At 39.5% G+C, this 19,637-nt stretch carries 16 protein-coding genes; 3 read left to right on the top strand and 13 right to left on the bottom strand.

Going from position 1 to position 19,637, the window contains the following annotated elements; all coding sequences use genetic code 11:
* Window positions 1–28: 28 nt before the first annotated feature.
* From QF028_RS03475 to QF028_RS03445, 7 genes are all read right to left on the bottom strand, one after another.
* On the bottom strand, window positions 29–802 hold the full coding sequence (locus tag QF028_RS03475) for an electron transfer flavoprotein subunit beta/FixA family protein (RefSeq protein WP_168245266.1): 774 nt from the start codon (window positions 800–802) through the stop codon (window positions 29–31).
* 105 nt (window positions 803–907) lie between these two features.
* The gene (locus tag QF028_RS03470) at window positions 908–1,681 is read right to left on the bottom strand and encodes an enoyl-CoA hydratase (RefSeq protein WP_429464135.1); all 774 of its coding nucleotides are present in this window, start codon (window positions 1,679–1,681) and stop codon (window positions 908–910) included.
* 24 nt (window positions 1,682–1,705) lie between these two features.
* Window positions 1,706–2,290, bottom strand: coding sequence for a TetR/AcrR family transcriptional regulator (locus QF028_RS03465; RefSeq protein WP_410883950.1), 585 nt, complete (start codon window positions 2,288–2,290; stop codon window positions 1,706–1,708).
* 197 nt (window positions 2,291–2,487) lie between these two features.
* Entirely contained in the window at window positions 2,488–4,194 is a 1,707-nt protein-coding gene (locus QF028_RS03460; RefSeq protein ID WP_429464133.1) for an AMP-binding protein, read from the bottom strand.
* Window positions 4,195–4,556: 362 nt separating this feature from the next.
* Window positions 4,557–6,038: a sodium:solute symporter family protein gene (locus QF028_RS03455; protein ID WP_429464131.1), complete on the bottom strand. Its 1,482-nt coding sequence runs from the start codon at window positions 6,036–6,038 to the stop codon at window positions 4,557–4,559.
* Window positions 6,035–6,238, bottom strand: a complete 204-nt coding sequence (locus QF028_RS03450) for a DUF3311 domain-containing protein (protein ID WP_215000956.1) — start codon at window positions 6,236–6,238, stop codon at window positions 6,035–6,037. Before QF028_RS03450 ends, QF028_RS03455 begins: the two co-directional genes overlap by 4 nt.
* A gap of 87 nt (window positions 6,239–6,325) precedes the next feature.
* Window positions 6,326–7,537, bottom strand: a complete 1,212-nt coding sequence (locus QF028_RS03445) for a M20 metallopeptidase family protein (RefSeq protein ID WP_429464129.1) — start codon at window positions 7,535–7,537, stop codon at window positions 6,326–6,328.
* Between the two features lie 157 nt (window positions 7,538–7,694).
* Between QF028_RS03445 and QF028_RS03440 the strand changes: the two genes are divergently transcribed.
* Window positions 7,695–9,803, top strand: a complete 2,109-nt coding sequence (locus tag QF028_RS03440) for a helix-turn-helix domain-containing protein (protein WP_429464128.1) — start codon at window positions 7,695–7,697, stop codon at window positions 9,801–9,803.
* 440 nt (window positions 9,804–10,243) lie between these two features.
* Here the strand turns inward: QF028_RS03440 and QF028_RS03435 are convergent, their stop codons facing one another.
* From QF028_RS03435 to zapA, 5 genes are all read right to left on the bottom strand, one after another.
* Entirely contained in the window at window positions 10,244–10,651 is a 408-nt protein-coding gene (locus QF028_RS03435) for a DUF350 domain-containing protein (RefSeq protein WP_214731850.1), read from the bottom strand.
* Window positions 10,652–10,670: 19 nt separating this feature from the next.
* Window positions 10,671–13,028 (bottom strand): endonuclease MutS2, encoded by a 2,358-nt coding sequence (locus QF028_RS03430; protein WP_429464125.1) that lies wholly within the window; start codon window positions 13,026–13,028, stop codon window positions 10,671–10,673.
* Between the two features lie 13 nt (window positions 13,029–13,041).
* Window positions 13,042–14,760: a DNA polymerase/3'-5' exonuclease PolX gene (gene polX, locus QF028_RS03425; RefSeq protein WP_429464124.1), complete on the bottom strand. Its 1,719-nt coding sequence runs from the start codon at window positions 14,758–14,760 to the stop codon at window positions 13,042–13,044.
* A 75-nt stretch (window positions 14,761–14,835) separates the two neighbouring features.
* Window positions 14,836–15,390, bottom strand: a complete 555-nt coding sequence (locus QF028_RS03420; protein WP_429464122.1) for a CvpA family protein — start codon at window positions 15,388–15,390, stop codon at window positions 14,836–14,838.
* Window positions 15,391–15,395: 5 nt separating this feature from the next.
* The gene (gene zapA, locus QF028_RS03415; protein ID WP_214731856.1) at window positions 15,396–15,656 is read right to left on the bottom strand and encodes a cell division protein ZapA; all 261 of its coding nucleotides are present in this window, start codon (window positions 15,654–15,656) and stop codon (window positions 15,396–15,398) included.
* 107 nt (window positions 15,657–15,763) lie between these two features.
* Here zapA and rnhC point away from each other — a divergent pair, with 107 nt between their 5' ends.
* On the top strand, window positions 15,764–16,711 hold the full coding sequence (rnhC, locus tag QF028_RS03410; RefSeq protein WP_410883970.1) for a ribonuclease HIII: 948 nt from the start codon (window positions 15,764–15,766) through the stop codon (window positions 16,709–16,711).
* Between the two features lie 63 nt (window positions 16,712–16,774).
* On the top strand, window positions 16,775–17,065 hold the full coding sequence (locus tag QF028_RS03405; RefSeq protein WP_429464119.1) for a 4a-hydroxytetrahydrobiopterin dehydratase: 291 nt from the start codon (window positions 16,775–16,777) through the stop codon (window positions 17,063–17,065).
* 134 nt (window positions 17,066–17,199) lie between these two features.
* Here the strand turns inward: QF028_RS03405 and pheT are convergent, their stop codons facing one another.
* Window positions 17,200–19,614, bottom strand: coding sequence for a phenylalanine--tRNA ligase subunit beta (gene pheT / locus QF028_RS03400; protein ID WP_429464117.1), 2,415 nt, complete (start codon window positions 19,612–19,614; stop codon window positions 17,200–17,202).
* Window positions 19,615–19,637 lie beyond the last annotated feature (23 nt).

The raw sequence follows: 19,637 nt of genomic DNA, 5'->3' as shown, positions 1-19,637 counted from the left end.
TCCTGAAAACATATTTGTAAAAAGTCGATTAAATTACTTTTGCTTCGGTATGAAGTAGCTGAACAAGTTCTTTTACTTGATCATTCAAATCGCCGGCTAATACTCTGCCTGCTTCTTTTTTAGGCGGCAAATAAATTTCGATTGTTTTTGTTTTTGCTTCCACATCGTCTTCTTCAAGATCAAGGTCGTCTAATTCTAATTCCTCAAGCGGCTTTTTCTTTGCCTTCATGATCCCAGGTAATGAAGGATAGCGCGGCTCATTTAGACCTTGTTGTGCAGTTACTAATAGAGGAAGGCTCGTTTCTATAACTTCGGAATCGCCTTCAACATCTCTGGTAACGGTTACATTTGTACCGTCGATTTCTAACTTTGTGATTGTTGTTACGTAAGGGATGTTAAGTAGTTCCGCGACACGTGGTCCGACCTGACCTGTACCACCGTCAATCGCCACATTTCCGCCAATGATTAAATCAGCATCTTTATCCTTTAAATATTCAGCAAGGATTTTTGCTGTAGTAAATTGATCCCCATTTTCCACATCATCTTCTGTATTAATAAGGACGGCTTTGTCAGCGCCCATCGCAAGTGCTGTACGTAATTGCTTTTCAGACTCTTCCGTACCAACAGTAATGACAGTTACTTCTCCGCCCTTAGCATCGCGAACTTGGATGGCTTCTTCAATCGCATATTCGTCATAAGGATTGATAATAAATTCAGCACCGTCCTCATTGATTTTTCCGCCGCTAATCGTAATTTTTTCTTCAGTATCAAAGGTTCTTTTCAGTAATACATAAATATTCATGGTTTCCCTCCTAATAAAATTTCGAGCATTCGCTCAGTTTGAAAGATTAAGAAAATTTCCTAGAAAAAAAAGGGCTTCCTTAACAATTATACTACAAAGATACGTTTATTCACCTTTAAATTGTGGATCCCTTTTTTCAATAAAAGCTTGAATGCCTTCTTTACCATCGCTAGAGACAAAAACTTGACCAAATAACTCAGATTCTCTTTTCGAACCTTCATAGAACTCTTCTGTTTTTGCATAATTTAATAATTCGATGGCTGCTTTAATAGAGCCTGGACTTTTCTTAGCAATTTTTCCAGCGAGCTTATACGCCTGCTCTAATACTTCTGCCTCTACATAGGCATGATTCGCTAAGCCATATTTTACCGCCTCAATACCTGTAATTGGCTCGGATGTGAACAGCATTTCAGCAGCTCTTGCCACACCTACATATTTCGGCAGACGCTGCGAACCGGCAAATCCAGGAATTAAGCCCAGTTGCAGCTCCGGAAGACCGAGTTTTGCGGTTTCACTGATAAGGCGAATGTGACAAGCCATAGCAAGTTCGAGACCACCGCCAAGCGCCGCGCCATGGATTGCCGCAATGATCGGTTTTGGAAATTTTTCCATCCGGTCAAATAAATCCTGTCCAAACTTACCAAGATTAGAAAAACCTTCAGCTGAAGAAACCGTTGTAAATTCTTTAATATCTGCCCCAGCCGAGAAGAACCGCCCTTCCCCATGAATGACAAGGACTCTAATTTCACGGTTTGGTTCGATTTCATCAAGCACTGTCGACAATTCCCTTAAAAGACCTGAAGAAAGTGCATTTGCCGGTGGACGATCAATCGTGATCGTGGCAATACTGTCTTGATAGGACCATTTTAAATATTCCAAAATAACTCCCCCCTATTTTAAATTCTACCGGCTTCCGCAGCCATTGATCAAGAGGCGTTGGACTGGAGACGCCAGTGCAAGCAAATCATACTTTTCCTCATTCATCACCCACGATGTAACGGTTTCATCAATTGTACCGAATATCATTTGCCGGGCCAGACGAATATCGAGGTCGATTGAAAACTCTCCTGTTTCTTTACCTTCAATAACAATCTTTTCGATTACCTTTAGGTAACCTTTTAGAACATCATTAATTCGGAGTCGCAATTCTATATTGGATTGCCGTAACTCCAATTGCGTTACGATCGCCATGTGATGGTCGTCAGAAAGCATACTAAAGTGAGCTTCTATCATCATTAATAATTTCTCTGCCGCCGTCCCTTTTCCTGCTATCATTGTATCTATTTTTTCAATGAAACTTCCCATTTTTTCTTCAAAGAGAGAGATAAGGATGTCTTCCTTGTTTTTAAAGTATAGATAAATGGTTCCATCAGCCACTCCTGCCTGTTTGGCAATTTTTGAAACCTGGGCTTGGTGATAGCCATTTTCTGCGATTACAATCACCGCAGCATCAATAATTTGCATGTATTTTGGTTTATTTTTTTTCAACTATATCCCTCCTTTGAAGAAAATTATGTTACAGTTTATACTGTTGATCTTGACTAAATAAAAGAAAAATATGAATGAATAATCATTCATATTTTCATAATAATTATTATTCGTTTATCTGTCAAGATATACTCTATACCTTTTTCATATTTCCAACATAGGGACAGGCTTAATCTGTCAAAAAAAAGAGGAAGCAATTATGCGTGTTTTTGGTTTTCTGCTTCTATTTTTTGTTTTTCTTCTTCCACAAGCATCCTTCTTAAAATTTTCCCTACAGCTGTTTTAGGCAATTCTTTTCTAAATTCATATAATCTCGGGGCTTTATATGCAGCAAGATATTTTCTTGAAAATTGGTTCATTTCATCTGCGGTAACCGATGAACCTTCTTTTAAGACAATATATGCTTTTACCGTTTCTCCGCGGTACTGGTCAGGAATACCTGCTGCGACCGCTTCAAGAACATCTGGATGTTCATATAATACTTCCTCTATCTCTCTAGGATAAATATTGTAACCTCCTGCAATAATCATATCCTTTTTGCGGTCCACCACATAAAAGTATCCTTGTTCATCCATATAACCAAGGTCCCCTGTATACAGCCATCCATCATGTAAGACTTCCTTAGTATCTTCTGGACGATTCCAATAGCCTTTCATGATTTGCGGACCTTTTATGGCAAATTCGCCTATTTCCTTTACTGGGACGGGTTCACCTGTTTCAATCGATACGATCTTTACCTCAGTATCAGGCCAAGGCACACCAATACTTCCCTTCACCCTTGGTACGTCCCATAAAAAGTTCGAATGTGTTACAGGAGATGCTTCCGTTAAACCATAACCTTCAACTAATTTCCCTCCTGTTACGGCCTCAAACTGCTCTTGTACTTCAATTGGCAACGCAGCTGAACCACTTATACAAGAATGAATGGATGATAAATCATATTTTCTTAGATCAGGATAATTCAATATTCCAATATAAATCGTCGGTGCACCAGGAAACAGAGTCGGGCGCTGTTTTTGAATGGTTTTTAATGTGGTCTCAACATCAAATTTAGGTAATAATATCATTTTATTTGCCTGCATCACAGATAAAATAAGAACGGTTGTCATTCCATAGACGTGAAAAAACGGGATAATCCCGAGAACTGATTCCTCTCCTGGCTTGGATTTGTAAAGCCATGCCTGGCACATCTTTGTATTGGCTATTAAATTTTTATGTGTTAACATCACGCCTTTTGGAAATCCTGTTGTCCCTCCTGTATATTGGAGGAGTGCTACGTCTTCCTCAGGGTTGAAATCATAATTTCTTACATTTTGAGGCTCCATTTTTAATATTTCCGAAAGTAAATGCGTGCTTCCTTTGTGTTGAACATTAACGACAATTCCATATTGTTTTTTCTGGATGTAGGGATAAATTAGATTTTTAGGGAATGGTAAGTAGCTTTTGATAGCGGTTACAATTACATGCTGTAATTCTGTTTGCGGCATCACTTGAGATACGCGTGGGTAGAGGATGTCGAGTGTGATGATGGCCTTTGCTCCCGAATCTTTCATCTGGTATTCAAGTTCACGTTCCGTATATAATGGGTTTGTTTGAACGACAATTCCGCCTGCCATTAATATGGCAAAATAACTAATTACAGCCTGAGGTGTGTTTGGAAGCATAATAGCAACGCGGTCACCTTTTGAAATGCCTAGGTTTCCCTGTAAATAACCAGCAAAATTCATTACTTCATTATAAAGTTTCTTATAGGTAATTTCTTTCCCCATAAAATGAATGGCCACTTTTTCTGGGAATTTTCGAGCAGAATTCACTAAGTATTGCTGTACTGGCTCTGAGGAGTACTCGAGTGTGGCAGGAATTTCTTTAGGGTACAGGGCCAGCCACGGTTTTGATTCATACATAAGATCCCCCTTTTCTTTATGGATAATTTTAAAAATTCACACTTTTCTTTTATTATAGTACAGTATTTTACAATTAACAATTGAAGTTGTAAGAAAAGCGGAGGACTTATTTGTAAACCCTAGTTTGTCCTCCCATCTAAAGACATCTGCGGACTTAACGCAATTGTTTAATCTTTATGTTCCATTTTCTGATATGCATACCTATTCAGTGGATAAATGTTTTAGATGTGACAGGAGTATACCAGAGGACTCCTTATAGAAAAATCCCCAATTTCGCAGTTGTAATCATTACAACTACGAAATTGGGGATTAAGCCTTTTTGAGTTATTCTCTTGCTTTTGGATTAAAATAATAATTGTTAACTATGCTGATTGAACTTTATCTTTTTCAGATAATTGTTCTCCAAAGCTTCGTGTTAATAGACTTACAACAATCGTAACAAACAAGTTTAAAATGAGGGCAATAATTCCTGTGTTTAATTCTTGTACCCCTTGAGGCAAAGACGGGAACAACGTGCCAATTGATGCTTTGGTAAGTGTTATATATCCTACTACGAACATTCCGACAATCATACCGGCAGCGGCTCCTTGTTTCGTTACAAAGGTTTTCTTCACTAAACAAGCGAGTAGCGCCGGGAATATTTGTGTAACAAAACTATAGGCCATCAAGAGTAAAGTAACAATTCCCTCTCCGCCATTTAACGTAAAATATACTGAAATTAGTGCGATCACAGGGACTAACGATTTTGAAAGAGTTAATACTTGCTTATCCGTTGCTGATGGAATCATCACTTTATAAACATTTTTTGCTAGTGCACTAGAGGCAGTCATTAACATCATCGATCCAGGGACTAATGCTGTTAATAAACCCGCTGCCCCGATTACACCGACAAACCATGGATCAAATGTTTGAATAGAAACGCGGAGCAGAGCAAGATCGATTGCAGCTCCCTCTAAACCAGGAACTTGACCGATTGCGGCAAAACCGACTAAGAAAACGAAAAGCAGCATCACAACATAAAGCGGTGTGAATATAGCATTCTTTCTAATGGCTTTTGCGCTCTTTGCCGAATACGCGGAAACGAATATATGAGGCCACATTATCGCACCAAATACAGTCATAATAACGGTAGAGATCAACCAAGACATGCTTAATCCTTTATCAGGTATCGTTAAAAATCCTGGATTAGCCTCATTAATTTGCTCAAACATTGGCTGTATTCCTCCATAATAGTGAAAAGGAATATATAATCCGATAAAAATAACGATTCCAAAAATCATAATATCCTTTATAACAGCTGTCCAAGCCGAGCCGTGAATACCAGAAATCATTACATAAATGGTCACGGAAATTGCTGCAATCCAAATCGCAATAGTTGGAGAAATCGTTCCATATGAAGCTTCTGAAACAATAATCCCAAGCCCTTTTAACTGAAGGACGATATAAGGGATCATCGATATCACACCGATAAAGGTTACAAGTACTCCAAGATATTTACTTTTGTACTTACTAACAAAGTAGTCAGATTGCGAAACTAAATTATGGTCTTTTGCATATTTCCAAACGGTAGGAAATACCCAGTAGATTAAGACATATAAAAGACTTAAATAAGCGAGAATGTATAGAGCAGGCCCACCTTTTCCGTAGGCCCAAGAACTTGCACCAAGGAACGTAAAAGTCGTGAATGATTCACCCGCCATTAAAAGGAATACAAAGATTGCACCAAAACCTCGTCCACCCACAGTCCACTGTTCAAGGTTCATTTCTTTTCCTTTCTTTGCCTTTATTCCTAAATAAAGTGCAAAAATTAAAAAACCAAAGATAACTAAAAGGGCAGAATTCATCCTATATCACCTTCCTTATTCGCAGGGTCAAGTTTATAAACGATTGCTAATATGATCGATGTCAAAATAACCCAGACCATAACCCAAAAAAATATAAATGGTAATCCTAAAATATATGGTTCTACCTTGTTTACAAATGGCAGAACCCCTAACATACCAATAAACGGAAGCAATGAAAGCAGCGCAATTACAGGCTTCATTAATATTCCCCCTCGTATAAAGTTGAACGCCGCTCCCTCCCCAGTATGTTTTAACCTAAGAGGGAGACTTATAACTTTTTTGTTAATTTAATTTACATAGGATTTACCTTGATTTACATTTGAATGTTCAGATAAATAATCAAAAACAGCACTTATAAATAGTTTTCCAATATTAATCATAGCCCGTTCATCTACATCAAATCTTGGATGGTGATGTGGGTATGTCGCATTGATTTCGGGGTTTGCTCCGCCAACCCAAATAAAAGTTCCAGGTACTTCTTTTACATAGTAAGCGAAATCCTCCATTCCCATCATCGCTTCTATATGCTGAACATTGTTTTCTCCAAACAATGCTGTGGCTAATTTTTCAATTCGTTTCGTTTCCTCAGGATGGTTCCATACAGCTGGGTAGCCTCGAGTATATTTAAAGTCGGCAGCTGCTCCAACCCCTTTGCATGCATTTTCGACAACTTGTCCCATTTGTTCCTCAATCATATCCCTAACATCTTCATCAAATGTCCGAACTGTCCCAATAATTCTCGCTTTATCCGGGATCACATTAAAACCGCTGCCGCTATTAAATGCTCCAACTGTAACAACTGCTGTTTTAATAGGATCAACTCGCCTGCTTACAATTTGCTGCAAATTCATGACGATCTGGCTGCCAGTTACAATCGGATCAATCGTTAAATGAGGAGTCGCTCCATGACCGCCTCTACCTTGAATTTCAATTTCAAATGTATCTCCACAAGCGCAGATGTACCCTTCTTTAATACCAATTGATCCGTACGGATGCATAGAAGATACGTGTGCTCCGAAAATCACATCTACTCCATCTAAACAGCCATCCTCAATCATCGATTTCGCCCCGCCAGGTATCACCTCCTCGGCAAACTGATGAATAAACACAACATTTCCTTCTATTTCGTCTCTTACTTTACTTAGTACTTTTGCAACACCAAGTAAGGAGGCAGTGTGGATATCATGTCCACATGCATGCATTACACCTGGAACCTTAGATTTGTATTCAACATCTTTTTCGTCTTGAATCGGCAATGCGTCAAAATCAGCCCGCAAAGCAACAGTTTTCCCTGGCTTTCCTCCCCGAATCAATCCCGTAACGCCTCTGCCGCCAATTCCTGTTTTCACTTCCAAACCTAAGTTAGTTAAAAACTCTGCTACTTTCTTCGGTGTATTCACCTCATGAAAAGATAGTTCAGGATGCATATGCAGATCTCTCCGAATTGCAACCATTTCTGAGTACAGTTTTTCCAAATCATCAAAAAGTTGTTGTTGCATTAGATAACCTCCTTTTATTGATAACAAAATACAAATTTTCTAACTTTTCTAATACTTGTAAAAATTATAAATTCACTATACAATTATTACAATGTAGGCTTTTACAATATATTGCCGAAATAATGTATGTTTTTACACTTAGGGGTTGTGATGGGACATGATAGAATCGGTCTTGTTTTTTTTAGAAAACAATTTCATTGATTCTTCTTTTCAAATTTGGGCAGGTCAGCAGCATGAGCAAAAACATATTTATAGTAGAGGCGTAAATGCACCATTATCACCACCTAGTTTTTCACTTTTAAAACCACTTAAAACTTATAAGATTCATAGGCAAAATGGGATGACCTTCCTCTTTTTTTACTATCCGGAAGATTTTCATATTTGTGTATGTATTTTCAAAGAAAATTTGCTAATTACCGATGAATCACTTGATCAGCTGCACTTTTTTTTCTATCCATTATATAGTCAGGAAATACTTCAAAAAAGAGATCATGAGTGGAAAATAGTGATGGAAACAACAAGATCCATTAATTCATCAATTAATACCGACGAGTTGTTAACGAATATCGTCCGAAATGCTATAAAGGTGATCCCTGCTGCAGATGCAGGGTATTTACAGCTATATGACGAGAATCGGGAACGACTTGTTCTAAAGGCCTCTGTTGGTTTCAATGAAAACATTAACTACTTTCAGCCAAAATGCGGCGAGTCCATTACCGGAATGACTTTTCTTGATGAAAAAACGAGAATTTACTATTCTAGAAAAGAAATATTGGATGCGATGAGCGAACAAAAGATTACGGAGGAAAATTACCGTTATATTATTTCTTCTATTGATGACCATTTTCTTAGAGGAGGTATTTGCGTAGCTGTTTCAATTGGAGAGAAACGAATTGGCGTCATGATGGTACACCAATTTTCCGCAAAAGGTAGGTTAACGAAGCGAGATATCATTTTACTACAAGGGTTTGCAGCACAGGCAGCGATTGCCATTCAAAATGCGGCTCTTTTTTCAGAAGTAAAGAAAAATGTAGCTGAGTTGACAGATCTAAGTAAGCAATTGAAAGAAAAGAATGCTGTGTTACAAATGCGTAATCAAGTTCATGAAACGTTAACGCAAATTTCACTAAAAAATAAAGGGGCAAAAACAATTATTTCAGAATTAAGCAAAATGATTGAAATCCCCATTTCTTTTTACGATTGTATCCAAGATGAGTTTTTCTGCAGCCACCAAAACCAGTATCATATTTTCAATACTGAAGAAGTGAGGAAAAGAATTAGTACGTATCAGTCCCCACAGTACGTTGAATTACATAAAGATAAGAATACCCATTATTATCTTTATCCAATCAAGAATGGAACAGCTTATTTCGGTTGCTTAATTGCTGCTACAAATCCGCTTAATAAAATGGATATTGTTACGATTGAACAAGGAGGGGCTGTCCTTGCATTAGAATTAGTAAAAAAACATACACTCACAGATATTTATTATAAGAAAACGCATGAGTATTTTTCTGCACTCATTAAAAATACGAATCCACAATCGCTTTATCAACAAGGATCAGTTCTTGGGTTAATTCCAACGTCCTATATATGTGCTGGGGTATTTGAAATAAAAACATATCATGACTTGCAGCAGTTAGAGGCAAACATTCATCGCCTAGTATCGTTTATTAGAAAAAGCTTTTCAGCGACAAACTTATTAATCTATGGCTTTCATAATAAAGTCAATCTTCTCATCTCTTCTGATAATCCAATTACACAAACTAAAATAACAGAAAAACTCGGACATTTAATCACATTGTGGAAAAATAATGGAGGCCCGGACTTAACGGCTGGCATTGGTTTAACTTATAAAGGGATTGAAAATATTTCAAAGAGCTATGATGAAGCGGAAAAAGCGCTCTCCTATTTAAGGAATCGAAACAGCCCGAATATTATTCATTATGAAAACATTGGAGTAAACCGTTTATTTATCCACCAACAACCACAGGAAATCGATCAATTTTTACAGGAAACATTCGCACCGCTCTTGTCAGATAAGAACACTCGTGAACTCGAACATACACTCCTTACATTTATTCAATTGAACAGGTCAGCTGCTGAAACGGCAAAACAGCTTCATATTCATATTAATACCCTATACAAACGGTTAAAAAGGATTGAGGAACTATTATCGATAAGTTTTAACAACCCAGAAGATAACTTACAAATACAATTAGCATGCCATCTCAAAGATTCATACAAAACAAATACTGCGTTTTAGGCCTAGTGACAGGGTTGCTGCTGCGATCCGTAAAGTATTTTACAATATATGTGGTGCTACCAGCGAAATTACTATAGACCGCAATCAGCGAATTAATACCTGTCAAATGCTTTTGTTTTTGGTCAAGATTACTCTGGAAAACGATCTGAATGTATTTTCCAATAACCATCAAAGTGGTCCTTTAATATTTGTTTGATGATTCCACTCTTTTGTTTACTCATACCGTTTCTCCCAATGTTAATACGAACATTTTACCGAACATTATCCACAGGTCTAGAAATTTATAATTTCCTAAACGACAAAAAAATCACCGCTGATATATCTCAGCGATGATTTTTAAGTTAAGCAAAAAACAACATATAGATCAAGCCGATTAGCAAAAACAAGCCGCATAATCCAAGAAGTACTTTAGCTAAGGTCTCCACTTTTTTATTCTCCCTTTACGTAATTCCTGCACCGATTACAATCGATAAGCCAATTGAAATAACCATCGAAATAAAACCAACTGCGCGGTTATCCTTTTGGATTTCTTCGTCAATTTTGAATTTTGGCGTTAAAAATTCAAAGATAAAATAACCGACTACTAAAAGTATAAAGCCATAGATCCCCCAACCAACCATCGCAAGCAGCGAATTATTCTGCTCAATCGTATAGCGAAAGATATTGGCAACGCCCAAAATTTTCCCTCCGGTTGCCATCGCCACAGCCACATTACCTTTTTTAATTTCTTCCCAATTTTTATATTTGGTTACCATCTCAAAAATCGCTAAAAAAACAACCAAGCATAAAATCACGACGCTATAATAAGCAGCTATTTGGATATATTCATTCTCCCAAAACTGGTCCATTGCCAAAACTCCCCGGACATTATTTAAACTCCACGATGGTTACGCCAGACCCGCCTTCCCCGGCTTCTCCAAAGCGAATTTTTTTAACTTGACGATGGTTTCTTAAGTATTCCTGAACTCCCTGTCTTAATGCACCAGTACCTTTCCCATGGATAATCGATACACGCGGATAACTGGATAGCAGGGCATCATCAATATATTTTTCCACCTTAAGGATCGCATCTTCATACCTTTCCCCGCGTAGATCTAACTCCAGTTTAACAAATGAATCCCGACCTTTTACAATCGCCATCGGCTTGGTTTCTACTTGTTTCGGGGTACTCATATATTCGATGTCTTTTTCTTTTACTTTCATTTTGAGAATTCCGATTTGAACCTGCCATTCATTCGAAGAAACTCTGTCAACCAGCGTGCCTTTTTGACCAAAGGTAAGCACTTTCACCTCATCACCAGGCATATACGTATGTTTTTTCACTTTCTTATTTGCGAGCTTGGCTGATTTTGGGACTTCCGGTGCTGCTCCTTCTAGACGCCGCTTTGCATCAATTAATTCATGCTCCTTAATTTCTGCGTGCTTTTCTGTTCTCATTTTACGCAGGTCGCGGATTACCTTGTCGGCCTCACTTTTCGCCTCTTCCACGATTTCTCCAGCTTTTTCTGCTGCCTTTTCGAGCATAGAGTCTTTTTTCTCGTAAAACTCCATCAGTTGGTTTTGCAGGTCTTGATGAAGCTTTTCAGCAGATTTTAAATAATCGCGGGCTTCCTCCTGCTCTTTTTCTGCCAGCCGTTTGCTGTCTTCCAAGGATGCGATCATCTTATCGATTTGGTTCGTATCTTCACTCACATGGGAACGTGCAGCCAGAATGACCCGTTCATTTAAGCCCAGCCGTTTCGAGATTTCAAAGGCATTACTCCGGCCTGGGACTCCTAGCAGTAGTTTATATGTAGGGCTTAATGTTTCAACATTAAACTCAACACTCGCATTTAACACACCCTCACGATTATAACCATATGCCTTTAACTCCGGATAGTGGGTCGTAGCAATCACCCTTGCCCCGCGTTTGTGGACCTCATCTAATATCGAAATAGCTAAGGCAGCGCCTTCCTGTGGATCCGTTCCCGCACCTAGCTCGTCAAATAACACAAGGCTATTAAAATCCACTCTATTTAAGATTTCGACGATATTAACCATATGGGAGGAAAATGTACTTAAACTTTGTTCTATCGACTGTTCATCGCCAATATCAGCATACACAGCATCAAAGACAGCAAGTTCAGATCCGTCATAGGCTGGAACCTGCAATCCCGCTTGAGCCATTAATGTACATAAGCCCAGTGTTTTTAAGGTAACTGTTTTACCACCCGTATTCGGGCCAGTAATCACAATAGTAGTGAAGTCTTTCCCAAGCATGATATCGTTAGCAACCACTTCATCGATCGGAATGAGCGGGTGTCTTGCCTTATATAAAGCAATTCTCCCCTCATTATTCATAATCGGCATTGATGCTTTTATTCGTTTCCCATATCTTGCTTTTGCAAAAATAAAGTCCAAATTAGCCAGGACTTCCACGATAACTTTGAGTTCGCTCTCATGCTCGGCTGCTTCAGCTGATAGTGCTGTTAGAATTCGATCGATTTCCAGCTGTTCCTTGACACGAATATCCTGCAGCTGATTATTTAACTGGACAATTACTTGGGGTTCAATAAAAAGTGTTTGTCCGGATGCACTCTGGTCATGAATAATTCCGCCGTAGTGACCGCGATACTCCTGTTTAACAGGAATAACAAAGCGGTCATTACGAATAGTGACTATGGCATCGGAAAGCATCTTGCTTGCATTTGATGACCGAATCATACTTTCAAGTTTTTCCCGAACCCGTGACTCATTGGACCTGAGTTGATGCCTTAATGAACGAAGCAGGTCACTTGCGCTGTCTAACACCTCGCCGCTTTCATCAATCGCTTGTTTGATCGATTGCTCGAGATTGGTGAGCGGAATAATCCGCTCTGCTTGTTCAGATAAAATCGGAATTTCTGTTTTTTCGTCAGCGAATTCCTCAATAAATCGTTTCATTTGCCGGCTGGCATGGATCGTGCTAGCAATTTGGACCAGTTCATGCGGACTTAACACACCGCCAATTACGGAACGTTTGATGTGTGCAAGAATATCATGGACACCTGAGAGTGGAACATTTCCTTTTACACGAAACACGGTTGCCGCCTCATCTGTTTCTGCTTGAAGTTTGACCACTTCATCAAAATCAGTGGAGGGGACTAAGTCCTTTATTTTTTTTCTACCAAGTGACGATGCAGCATGTTCTAAAAGCTGCTCTTTTACTTTAGTAAATTCTAATACCTTTAAAGCTTTTTCTTGCATGGAGATAACCTCCTTATCCTCGATTATGCAAAAATTCTAGCAGGTCATTTTTATCTAGTGCATTTATTACGGATGATTTTTTGATCCAGCCCTTTTTGGCTGCAGAAACACCGATTTCCATATGCTTTAATGTATCCATTTTATGTGCATCGGTATTGATGAGAATTTTCACCCCTGCATCCTGTGCTCTTCGTAAATATTCAGCTGCAAGGTCAAGCCGGTTGGGATTGGCGTTTAATTCTAGCGCCGTATTGGTTTCTTTGGCGAGTTGGATAAGTAAATCAATATCGACATCGTACCCTTCGCGGCGGCCGATTTTTCTGCCGGTAGGATGGGCAATTAAATCCACATGAGCATTCGTCAACGCGTTTTTAAGCCGCTCCATAATTTTTTCCTTGGATTGGGAAAAAGCAGAATGTATGGAGGCAATAACGAAATCCATATCAGCTAGGAATTCGTCGTCATAATCAAGCGTGCCATCAGGAAGAATATCCATTTCCACACCGGCTAGAATAAGAAAATCGTCGTACTTTTCATTTAATTTTTTAATTTCTTCTCTTTGTTTTAAAAGTCTTTCACGAGTTAGACCATTCGCCACCTTTAAATACTGTGAATGGTCAGTAATCGCCATATATTGATAACCTCTAGCCCGGCAGACTTGAGCCATTTGTTCGATCGAATGGGCACCGTCACTCCAGGTGGAATGCATATGAAGGTCACCCTTGATATCTTCGAGCTCAATTATTTCCTCAGTAGCAGAGAACGTTTCTACTTCCCTACCGTCCTCTCTAATTTCCGGAGGAATGAATGGAAGATCAAAATGCTTGAAAAATTCTTCTTCAGAAGAAAACGTGCGAATTTCCCCCGTCTCCACGTTTTCCACGCCATACTCACTGATTTTTTCACCGCGTTCCTTCGCTAATTGTCGCATCCGGACATTATGTTCTTTTGATCCGGTAAAGTGATGCAAGGTAGTTGTAAATTCTTCCGGCTTAACCAGACGGAAATCGACGGAAATATCATAATCATATCCAAAAACTACCGAAACCTTGGTATCGCCCGCACCAATCACTTCTTTTATATTTGGCAATTCCAATAGATGCCCGCGCACTCGTTCCGGTTCATTAGTAGCGATAATAAAATCAAGGTCTTTGATCGTCTCTCTCATCCGGCGCAAACTTCCGGCACGTGAAAACCGATGAATATCTGGTAATTCGGTTAAGGTTGCTTCAATTTGCTCTGCAATCGGAAGCATGTAAGCTAACGGCAATCGATCCGGTCTTGAGCCGACATTGGCAATCGCACTTAGGATTTTTTCTTCTGTTTTTTTACCAAAACCAGCGAGCGCTTGTACTTGCCCTGCTTCACATGCTTCTTTTAAACTGGAAACATCAACGACCTTTAATTCTTTGTATAGTTTAGCAATTTTCTTTCCGCCAAGCCCCGGAAGCTGCAATAACGGGATTAGACCTGTTGGGACTTCCTCCTTCAACTCCTTTAATACCGAAGAAGTACCATCCTTTATGTATTCATCAATGACAGCGGCCGTGCCTTTACCGATTCCAGAAATAGCGGTAAAGTCTTCAATCTCTGTTACGTCGCGTTCATCGGCTTCCAAAGCGTTAGCCGCTTTCCGAAAGGCTGAAACCTTGAAAGGGTTTTCCCCCTTTAACTCCATATAGACCGCAATCGTTTCTAGCAAACGAATGATTTCTTTTTTATTAACTTCCATTTAATTATCCACCTACCTATTATTTAGCATTTTCATTTTATCCTACTTTAAGGCATGAATAGAAAAACTTCTCTGCTACAGAGAAGTTAAAGCAGCTGTATATTCAATCCACATGCTCTTAATTTGCTGTGAAAGGATAGGAGTGTGATTCACAATTGCTTTTGCCATAATCGAATGATCCAAAGCATTTTGTAAAAATTCAATTGGTACCAGGGCTGAAATATATAATAAAATAAAAATAACTAAATATACTTCAATGAAACCAAAAAGGCCTCCTGCCCAAACATTTAACTGCCTAAGTACTGGCAAATGGGCAATAAAGTCAAGCATTGAACCAATAATTTGCAATAACACTTTTACAGCAACAAAGATAATAACAAAGGCGATCGCTCGGTAAAAAGCTGCTTCCATATTACTGCTATCAGTTAGAAGTTTTAATGTAGCAATATTTCCAAAGTTTGGATAAGGAATCCATAATGTTAACTTGGGGGCTAACTGTTCGTAGTATGAATTTGCCACTACATATGCAATAATAAAACCTATTAAATGAACAAGCTGCAGTATTAAGCCTCTTTTTAGGCCTACAAAGAATCCAATAATTAAAAAGATGATAATTGCTAAATCCAACATATTTTTTAGTCCTTTTCTTTTAGTAGTTCTGATTGAAGCCGATCCAATTGGTCTTTCATTTTGAGATAATCATTGACTGCGTTTACGGCTGTTAAAACGGCGAGTTTACTTGCGTCTAAATTTGGATTCTTAGAACTGATTTCGCGCATTTTATTGTCAACTAATGAAGCCACATGCCGGATGTGGCTTGGACTTTCCGTGCCCATAATAACGTAAGCTTGACCGTATATATCTACGGTTGTTCTATTTTTTTGATTATTCGACAACGTCCTGCCTCCATTCAGAGAATCCTACTCTATATCATAACATGAACCGTTATCTGTGGAAAAGTTAAAGCATATTTTATATTATTTAGAAATGTGGTGTTTGTAGTATGGGTAATGTTGTATTGAATTTAGAAATGAATAAGATAATGGAAATGAGAAACTTTTACGGAAAAAATTTATTAGATAAAAACATCCCTGGAAGTGTGTTTGCAGCGAAAACGTCTGCTTGTATGATCACAGCTTATAAATCAGGTAAAGTTTTATTTCAGGGAAATGATAGTGAAAAAGAGGCAGGTCGATGGGGCAGTGCAAGCGCCTCCTCAAAGAAGCCGAGCTCTTCCCATTCGAAATCTGTTGCGAAGGGTGACCTTCCAACTGGTATCGGACAAATGTCTGCTATTGGTTCAGATGAAGTCGGTACGGGAGACTTCTTCGGGCCGATTACAGTGGTGGCAGCCTACGTGAAAAAGGAAAATATCCCTTTATTAAAAGAATTAGGTGTCCGCGACTCGAAGGATTTAAACGATGAAAAAATCATTGCGATCGCAAAGGTCATTAAAGATATTATTCCATTTAGTTTGATGACGTTAAAAAACGAAAAATATAATCAGGTTCAGCAGTCAGGCATGTCGCAAGGGAAAATGAAGGCAATTTTACATAATCAAGCGATCTTAAATGTGTTAGACAAAATTTCACCTGAGAAACCTGAGGCGATTCTCATCGACCAATTTGTTCAAGCTAGTACCTATTTTCAGCATTTAAAAAGCCAAAAAGCAATTGCCAAAGAGAATGTTTATTTTAGTACGAAAGCTGAAGGTATCCATTTGGCAGTCGCTGCTGCAAGTATTCTCGCCCGCTATGCCTTTATCCAATATATCGATAAACTTAGCGAGGCGGCCGGCTTTAAGATCCCAAAAGGTGCCGGGGCACAGGTGGATGTAGCTGCAGCCAAGCTGATTATGAGCAAAGGCCGCGACATCCTCCCATCTTTTGTTAAGCTCCACTTCGCTAATACCGACAAAGCGACGGCACTTGTTAATAAAAAACGAAAATGACATGTTTTTTGGAGTTGTTACGAATAGAATAGATATATAGAATCGGTTTTTGGAGGGATAGTGGTGGCAAATCGACTAAGTGAGGCGGAGATTACTTCCGCTGTTGCGGGATTATCAGGCTGGAAACTGGACGGAAAATTCATCGTGAAAAAGTACCGCTTCCGTGAGTTTTTACAAGGCGTGGCGTTCGTGAATGTCATTGCCCAGCTCTCGGAAGAAAAAAATCATCACCCATTTATTGCGATCGATTATAAATTAGTGACACTAAGACTAACCTCCTGGAATGCAGGCGGATTGACCGATTTAGACATGGTCTTAGCGAAAAACTATGACTCCATTTTTGAGAAAATATAATTTAATGCGGAATTTGAAGGAGGTTGTCCTTTGGTGCAACCTCTTTTTGTGATTTTTAGCGATTTTTTTTAATCCCTCAGACATACAAAAAAGCCAGCCCGAAAATCTACACATTCGGGCTGGCTTCTATTAATTTAACCTCTTAGAACGGCTCCTGCCTTTTCTTTCAAGGTATTAAGCACTTTCTCATGAACCTTCGTTACCTCTTCATCAGTCAACGTACGCACTGGATCAACATATTTCAAAGAGAACGCGATCGATTTCATGCCCTCTTCCATCTTGTCTCCCTCATATAAATCAAACACGTTAACCTCTTTCAAGAGCGGTGCACCATTTGTTAAAATAATTTCCTTTAGGGTGCCTGACACCGTTTCTCTGTTTACCACAAGGGCAATGTCTCTTGTGATCGACGGGAAGCGCGGGATGGCTTCGTACTGTAATGCTGGTGTTTCTGCTTCAAGTACTGCTTTTAATGAAAGTTCAAATACGTAGGTATCTTTCAAATCCAGCTCTTTTTGAACCGTTGGGTGGACTTGCCCGATAAAGCCGATTTTCTCACCGTTTAGGTGAATTTCCGCTGTACGGCCAGGGTGCATACCATCTATCTGTGCTTGAACAAATTGAACTTGTTCAAGTAAGCCAAGCTTAGCAAACATTCCTTCTAAAATGCCTTTAACAACGAAGAAGTCAACAGCCTTCTTCTCCCCTTGCCAAGAATGACTGGACCAAAGCCCGGTAACGGCTGCTGCTAAATGTTCTTTTTCAGTTGGAAGAGTGTCTATGCCATTTGCTAAGAACACCGCACCTGTTTCATATACACCCAAACTATCGTTTTGGCGAGCACTGTTATATTTTAATACTTCCAAAAGTTGTGGCATGATGCTCAAACGAAGGATGCTGCGCTCTTCACTCATTGGCATCGCGAGACGGATTGTATCACGTTTCTCAAGTGCAAATTGGGCTGCCTTTTCCTCACTTGTCAGTGAATACGTAACAGCTTGGTATAAGCCTGCTCCCTCAAGATATTGACGAACCACACGGCGCTTTTTCTGATACTCAGACAAACCACCTGGTGTAGTTGATCCAATCGGCAACGTTTTTGGAATATTATCATAACCAAAAAGGCGGGCTACTTCTTCCAGTAAATCTTCTTCTATCTTAATATCTCCGCGGCGTGTCGGTGCCGTTACGGTGATGGTATCTTCTTCGATACTTACACCGAATTGAAGACGATCAAAGATTTCCTTCACGTCCTTCATCACAAGGTCTGTGCCAAGGACACGATTGATTTTTTCTAAAGTAATCGAAACAACTGCCGGCTCAACCGTCATTGTGTCTGCTTCAGCAGCACCTTCTAATACTTCACCGCCTGCGTATTTTGCCATTAGATAGGCGGCACGCTCTCCGGCAGCACGAACACGATTCGGGTCGACACCTTTTTCAAATCGAGCGCTCGCTTCACTTCTTAAACCATGCTCTTTCGAAGCTTTTCTGATCGTAGCCCCGTTAAAGTAAGCTGATTCAAGTAAAACAGTCGTTGTGTCTGAAATTACTTCTGAATTTGCTCCCCCCATAACACCAGCTAGGGCAACAGGTTCAGTTCCATTTGTAATGACTAAATGATCAGCTGTAAGTGTGCGTTCTGCATCATCGAGCGTGACAAATTTCTCCCCATCTGCTGCACGGCGGACAAGGATTTCTTTTGAACCTAAGCGGTCATAATCAAACGCATGGAGCGGCTGACCGTATTCAAGAAGAATATAGTTAGTAATATCAACCACGTTATTGTGCGGACGAATTCCTGCTGACATCAAGCGCGTTTGCATCCATAAAGGTGATGGACCGATTTTTACATTTTTAATGATTTTTGCCACATATAATGGGTTATCTTCTTTTGCCTCAACGACAATTTTCACATAATCAGATGCTTTTTCAGTTGCAGACTGAAGATTCGTTTCCGGAAGTTTAACCTCTCTCCCAAGGATCGCCGCCACTTCATAGGCAACTCCTAGCATACTTAAGCAATCCGCACGATTTGGAGTCAAGCTCAACTCAAGGATCTCATCGTCACGATTTAACATGGCAAGTGCATCAACACCCACTTCAGCATCCGCTGGAAAAACAAAGATTCCCTCAGAATATTCTTTCGGTACAACTTTTCCTTCCATCCCTAACTCAGTAAGCGAACAAATCATTCCGTTCGATTCTTCGCCGCGTAGTTTCGCCCGTTTAATTTTAAAATTACCTGGAAGAACTGCACCAACTGTGGCCACTGCAACCTTTTGACCTTGGGCCACATTCGGAGCACCGCAAATAATTTGGACCGGTTGTTCCCCGCCTACATCAACAAGACACTTACTTAATTTATCAGCATTTGGGTGCTGCTCGCGTTCAAGGACATGACCAACGACTACACCTTGGATGCCGTCGTTAAGGATTTCTACTCCTTCGACCTCAATACCGCTTTTTGTAATTTTTTCAGCTAATTCAGATGCAGTTACTCCAGTTAAATCAATATAATCCTGGAGCCATTTATATGAAACGAACATGTCGTCATCCTCCTTTATTTTTA

This window comes from Neobacillus sp. B4I6, assembly GCF_050434045.1.
GTDB lineage: Bacteria > Bacillota > Bacilli > Bacillales > Cytobacillaceae > Neobacillus.
The sequence above is the reverse complement of the archived record's forward strand: the minus strand, read 5'-3'. Positions and strand labels throughout refer to the sequence as shown.

What these genes read in the sequence shown, in the direction of transcription:
- QF028_RS03435 (WP_214731850.1), bottom strand. Translation starts at nt 10,651, where the DNA reads ATGGACCAGTTTTGGGAGAATGAATATATCCAAATAGCTGCTTATTAT.
- QF028_RS03450 (WP_215000956.1), bottom strand. Translation starts at nt 6,238, where the DNA reads ATGAAGCCTGTAATTGCGCTGCTTTCATTGCTTCCGTTTATTGGTATG.
- pheT (WP_429464117.1), bottom strand. Translation starts at nt 19,614, where the DNA reads ATGTTCGTTTCATATAAATGGCTCCAGGATTATATTGATTTAACTGGA.
- QF028_RS03460 (WP_429464133.1), bottom strand. Translation starts at nt 4,194, where the DNA reads ATGTATGAATCAAAACCGTGGCTGGCCCTGTACCCTAAAGAAATTCCT.
- polX (WP_429464124.1), bottom strand. Translation starts at nt 14,760, where the DNA reads ATGGAAGTTAATAAAAAAGAAATCATTCGTTTGCTAGAAACGATTGCG.
- QF028_RS03445 (WP_429464129.1), bottom strand. Translation starts at nt 7,537, where the DNA reads ATGCAACAACAACTTTTTGATGATTTGGAAAAACTGTACTCAGAAATG.
- QF028_RS03440 (WP_429464128.1), top strand. Translation starts at nt 7,695, where the DNA reads ATGATAGAATCGGTCTTGTTTTTTTTAGAAAACAATTTCATTGATTCT.
- QF028_RS03455 (WP_429464131.1), bottom strand. Translation starts at nt 6,038, where the DNA reads ATGAATTCTGCCCTTTTAGTTATCTTTGGTTTTTTAATTTTTGCACTT.
- rnhC (WP_410883970.1), top strand. Translation starts at nt 15,764, where the DNA reads ATGGGTAATGTTGTATTGAATTTAGAAATGAATAAGATAATGGAAATG.
- QF028_RS03420 (WP_429464122.1), bottom strand. Translation starts at nt 15,390, where the DNA reads ATGTTGGATTTAGCAATTATCATCTTTTTAATTATTGGATTCTTTGTA.
- QF028_RS03475 (WP_168245266.1), bottom strand. Translation starts at nt 802, where the DNA reads ATGAATATTTATGTATTACTGAAAAGAACCTTTGATACTGAAGAAAAA.
- QF028_RS03430 (WP_429464125.1), bottom strand. Translation starts at nt 13,028, where the DNA reads ATGCAAGAAAAAGCTTTAAAGGTATTAGAATTTACTAAAGTAAAAGAG.